This is a genomic window from Bacillus sp. AP50, from assembly GCF_040492675.1.
Lineage (GTDB): Bacteria > Bacillota > Bacilli > Bacillales > Bacillaceae_G > Bacillus_A > Bacillus_A cereus.
The window spans coordinates 1-4681 of record NZ_JBEUTW010000173.1; the positions used below are offsets into that span (position 1 = coordinate 1).

Here is a 4681-nt window from a genome sequence, read left to right on the forward strand (position 1 = left end):
AAATAATATTGTCCTAGATTCGGTATGCACTTATAATTTTATATATATTCTGAATATTCTTTATAAAGAAGGAGGGGGAATGTTGGAAACTTTCGTAAATTGGATAAATAATATTGTTTGGAGTCCAGCACTTGTTTATTTATGTTTAGGAGTAGGTTTATATTTTTCCATTCGAACGAGGTTTTTACAAGTAAGGCACGTAGGAGAAATGGTGAAGCTGACATTTAAAGGAGAAAAATCAGAGGCTGGTGTTTCTTCATTCCAAGCGTTAGCACTTTCATTATCAGGACGAGTTGGGACAGGGAATATCGCTGGGGTAGCAACAGCAGTTGCATTCGGTGGACCAGGAGCTGTATTTTGGATGTGGGCAGTAGCCTTTTTAGGGGCAGGATCAGCTTATGTAGAATCAACACTCGCGCAAATATATAAGACGAAACATCAAGGGCAGTTTCGTGGTGGACCTGCTTATTACATCGAAAAAGGTTTAGGTGTAAAATGGTATGCATTAGTATTCGTTGCAGCGACAATTATTGCAACGGGGCTTTTATTGCCAGGTGTGCAAGCAAATAGTATTGCTGTAAGTCTAGAGACAGCTTTTGGAATTAACACTACATTATCAGGGGCTTTATTAGTTGTTGTATTAGCTATTATCATCTTCGGTGGAGTAAAGCGAATCGTTAACGTTGCACAAGTTGTCGTACCGTTTATGGCAGTTGGTTATATTTTAGTAGCTTGCGTTATTGTTGCTATGAATATTGAAAAATTGCCAGAAGCATTTATGTTAATTATAAGAAGTGCTTTTGCATTAGAGGCGGCTTTCGGTGGTATTATCGGTTTAGCAATTTCTTGGGGAGTAAAACGTGGTATTTATTCCAATGAAGCAGGGCAAGGAACTGGGCCACATGCAGCAGCTGCTGCTGAAGTATCACATCCAGCTAAGCAAGGCTTAGTGCAAGCATTTTCCGTTTACATTGATACATTATTTGTTTGTTCAGCAACAGCATTTATGATGATTATTACAGGCATGTATAACGTATTTGATGCGAGCGGAAAAAACTTTATCGTAAATAAATTAAACGGTGCTCAGCCAGGACCGGGGTATACACAGGCGGCAGTAGAATCTGTTTTCCCTGGATTTGGAAACGGTTTCGTTGCAATCTCGTTATTATTCTTCGCGTTTACAACAATTATGGCGTATTACTACATTGCAGAAACGAATATTGCGTACTTAAATCGTGATAAAGACCGTCCTTGGATGTCTATGGTACTAAAGTTTGTATTTTTAGGAGCTGTATTCTATGGATGTATAAAAACAGCAGCAACGGCTTGGGCTTTAGGCGACATTGGGGTAGGAATTATGGCATGGGTAAATATCATTGCGATTTTACTATTACAAAAACCTGCATTAGTCGCATTAAAGGATTATGAAAAACAGAAAAAAGAAGGAAAAGATCCAGTATTCGATCCAGGGCCATTAGGAATTAAAAATGCTGATTTTTGGGAGCATGAATACGGGAAAGATAAGAAAGAAGAAGTATCTTAACAGAATAGAAATGAAGAAGCAAAGGGGAAACTCTTTGTTTTTTTTTATGGACAAATTGAAGCTAAAAGTTATTTTTGGGACTATTTTTGAATATAAAAAGAATGTACATGCATTGTTAGGGGAAGGGGGAGTATGTTGATAGAATTTCGTAATGTAAATAAATATTATGGTAACTTTCAAGTTTTGAAAAATATTAATGTGCAAGTGAAAAAAGGTGAAGTGGTGGTAGTTGTCGGGCCTTCAGGATCAGGAAAAAGTACATTGCTTCGATGTATAAATCAATTAGAGGCAATTACAGATGGAGAATTAATTGTAAAAAATACAGAGGTACACAATAAAAAAACGGACATGAATGAATTGCGGCGAAATATTGGGATGGTCTTTCAACATTTTTATTTATACCCACATAAAACAGTTCTGCAAAATATTACATTAGCACCGATTAAAGTAAATAAAGTTTCCAAAGAAGAAGCAGAGAAAACAGCAATGCTTTATTTAGAGAAAGTAGGAATCCCGGAGAAGGCTAACGTATATCCACATCAATTATCCGGAGGACAACAGCAACGGGTAGCAATTGCTAGAGGACTTGCAATGCAGCCGGAAATTATGCTATTCGATGAGCCTACGTCTGCTCTTGATCCAGAGATGATTGGAGAGGTACTTGATGTTATGAAGGCCCTGGCTAAAGAAGGGATGACGATGGTTGTCGTTACACATGAAATGGGATTTGCTAGAGAGGTAGCAGATAGGATCTTATTTATGGATGATGGTCAAATTATTGAAGATACAACACCGGCGCACTTTTTTGCAAACCCTGAACAAGAAAGAGCTCGTTTATTTTTAAGTCGGGTGCTAAATCATTAGAGGAGGAATTTCATGCTTAAAATGAAAAAATTATTTACTTTAATCGTATTTTCATGTTTATTCGTGCTTGTTGTTGCTGGTTGCGGAAGTAAGAAAGATGAGGCAAAGGAAACAAATACGAAGCAAGGCGGGGCTGTTGAGCAAATTAAGAAACGAGGGAAATTAGTAGTTGGGGTGAAGAATGATACGAATTTATTTGGATTAAAAAATCCTTCAACAGGGCAGGTAGAAGGATTCGATGTTGATGTCGCGAAGGCACTTGCGAAAAAGATTCTTGGAGATGAAAAGAAGCTAGAGCTGAAAGAAGTAACGTCTAAAACACGTATTCCAATGCTGAAAAATGGTGATATTGATGCAATTATTGCAACAATGACAATTACGGAAGAACGCAAAAAAGAAGTGGATTTTTCAGATGTATATTTTAAAGCAGGACAATCGTTACTTGTGAAAAAAGGAAGCAATATTAAGAGTGTCGATGATATAAAACAAGGCGTTAAAGTATTAGCTGTAAAAGGGTCAACATCTACAAATAACATTCGTCAAAAGTCACCAGAAGCGACTGTATTAGAGTTTGAAAATTATAGTGAGGCATTTACAGCGTTAAAGGCAGGTAAAGGTGATGTGTTAACGACAGATAATGCGATCCTTTACGGAATGGCAAAACAAGATTCTAATTATGAAGTAGTAGGAAAAATTTTCACAGATGAACCGTATGGAATTGCAGTGCAAAAAGGGGCAGATGATTTAACGAAAGAGATTAATACTTTAATTAAAGACATGAAAGCAAGCGGAGAGTATGACAAATTATATGAGAAATGGATTGGACAAAAACCAGAAAAGTAGATAGTAAAAGTGAGAGGATGAGAGTACTCATCCTCTTCTTGTAAAGAAAGAGGGGAGAATATGTGCCTGATTTTTCTATATTAACGAATAACATTGATATGTATTTAGAAGGATTTAAATATACAGTTATGTCTAGTGTAATTGCATTGATAGGCAGTTTTATTTTAGGAGTAATTTTGGCAGTAATGCGTATTGCACCTATTCGTATTTTAAATTGGATAGGATCAGCTTTTGTGGAGTTTGTAAGAAATATTCCACTCGTATTAATTGCATTTATATTCTATTTTGCTTTACCTGTAATAGGAATTACTTTAAATGGTTTTGTAGCAGGAACAGTTACGCTTACGGTATATACGGCAGCTTTTATTGCAGAAGTAATTCGCGCTGGTATTTTATCAGTTGCGAAAGGGCAGATGGAAGCTGCTCGCTCTTCAGGGCTAACGTATGTGCAGGCGATGTATTATGTTGTCTTACCCCAAGCAGTGAAAATTGTAATTCCCCCTTTAGGAAACCAGTTTCTCAATTTAGTTAAAAACTCCTCAATACTTGGAATTATTGCTGGTGCTGATTTAATGTATCAAGGAGATTTAATTTCAACGAAGACGTTTGTTACGTTTGATGTTTATATATTTGTCGGGATGTTTTATTTAATATTAACAATTCCGCTCAGTATGCTAGTGCGTTATTTAGAAAAACGCTTAGCAAAGGAGGCGGTGTAAATGGATTTCAAGGGAGCAATTACAGGAGATCATATTCTATTTTTATTAAAAGGATTACTTATAACATTAGAGGTAGCGCTCATAGCAATTGTACTTAGTTTTATTATTGGAAGTGTAATCGGTATATTGCGCTACACGAAAATACCTGTCGTCTCACAAATATTAGGAGTTATAGTTGAAGTGATTCGAAACTTACCACTACTGTTAATTATATTTTTCACGTATTTTGCACTTCCAGAAGCAGGCTTGAAATTAGAAATTATAACAGCTGCAATTGTTGCTTTAACAATATTTGAGGCAGCAATGATATCTGAAATTGTTAGAAGTGGTTTATTGTCTATTGAAAAAGGGCAGGTTGAAGCCGCAAGATCTTCGGGATTAACTTATGTGCAAGCGCTTTGGCATATTATTTTGCCACAAGCATTAAGGAGAATGGTTCCGCCGCTTGTCAGTCAATTTATTTCATTGCTGAAGGATACGTCGCTAGCGGTTGTTATATCACTCCCTGAGCTTATGCATAATGCTCAAATTATTAGCGGGCAAAATGTGAATTACATGATTCCAACATTTATATTAGTAGCTTGTATGTACTTTATCGTAAATTATAGTTTATCAATTTTATCGAGAAGATTAGAACTTCGTTGACTCTTACAATATATGTAAGGGTTTTTTCCTTGTTTCTCCTTATTTTCCTCTAAATAGAATCTAAATC

Annotated in this window: 5 protein-coding genes; all 5 read left to right on the forward strand. The window is 36.2% G+C overall.

Annotation, left to right across the window (positions count from 1 at the left end; translation table 11 throughout):
* The first annotated feature begins 82 nt into the window (after positions 1 to 82).
* The 5 genes from ABWK52_RS14745 to ABWK52_RS14765 all read left to right on the forward strand — a co-directional run bounded on the left by ABWK52_RS14745 (position 83) and on the right by ABWK52_RS14765 (position 4614).
* Positions 83 to 1543, forward strand: a complete 1461-nt coding sequence (locus ABWK52_RS14745) for an alanine/glycine:cation symporter family protein (protein WP_044797140.1) — start codon at positions 83 to 85, stop codon at positions 1541 to 1543.
* A gap of 132 nt (positions 1544 to 1675) precedes the next feature.
* Positions 1676 to 2407 (forward strand): amino acid ABC transporter ATP-binding protein, encoded by a 732-nt coding sequence (locus ABWK52_RS14750; protein ID WP_098541036.1) that lies wholly within the window; start codon positions 1676 to 1678, stop codon positions 2405 to 2407.
* Positions 2408 to 2419: 12 nt separating this feature from the next.
* Positions 2420 to 3250 (forward strand): glutamine ABC transporter substrate-binding protein GlnH, encoded by an 831-nt coding sequence (gene glnH / locus ABWK52_RS14755; protein ID WP_000916491.1) that lies wholly within the window; start codon positions 2420 to 2422, stop codon positions 3248 to 3250.
* A gap of 62 nt (positions 3251 to 3312) precedes the next feature.
* A complete protein-coding gene (locus ABWK52_RS14760) occupies positions 3313 to 3969 on the forward strand; it encodes an amino acid ABC transporter permease (RefSeq protein ID WP_001112667.1) in 657 nt (218 codons plus the stop codon).
* Positions 3970 to 4614, forward strand: coding sequence for an amino acid ABC transporter permease (locus tag ABWK52_RS14765; protein WP_000345955.1), 645 nt, complete (start codon positions 3970 to 3972; stop codon positions 4612 to 4614). It begins immediately after the preceding gene.
* Positions 4615 to 4681: the final 67 nt, after the last annotated feature.

What these genes read in the sequence shown, in the direction of transcription:
- ABWK52_RS14765 (WP_000345955.1), top strand. Translation starts at nt 3,970, where the DNA reads ATGGATTTCAAGGGAGCAATTACAGGAGATCATATTCTATTTTTATTA.
- ABWK52_RS14750 (WP_098541036.1), top strand. Translation starts at nt 1,676, where the DNA reads ATGTTGATAGAATTTCGTAATGTAAATAAATATTATGGTAACTTTCAA.
- glnH (WP_000916491.1), top strand. Translation starts at nt 2,420, where the DNA reads ATGCTTAAAATGAAAAAATTATTTACTTTAATCGTATTTTCATGTTTA.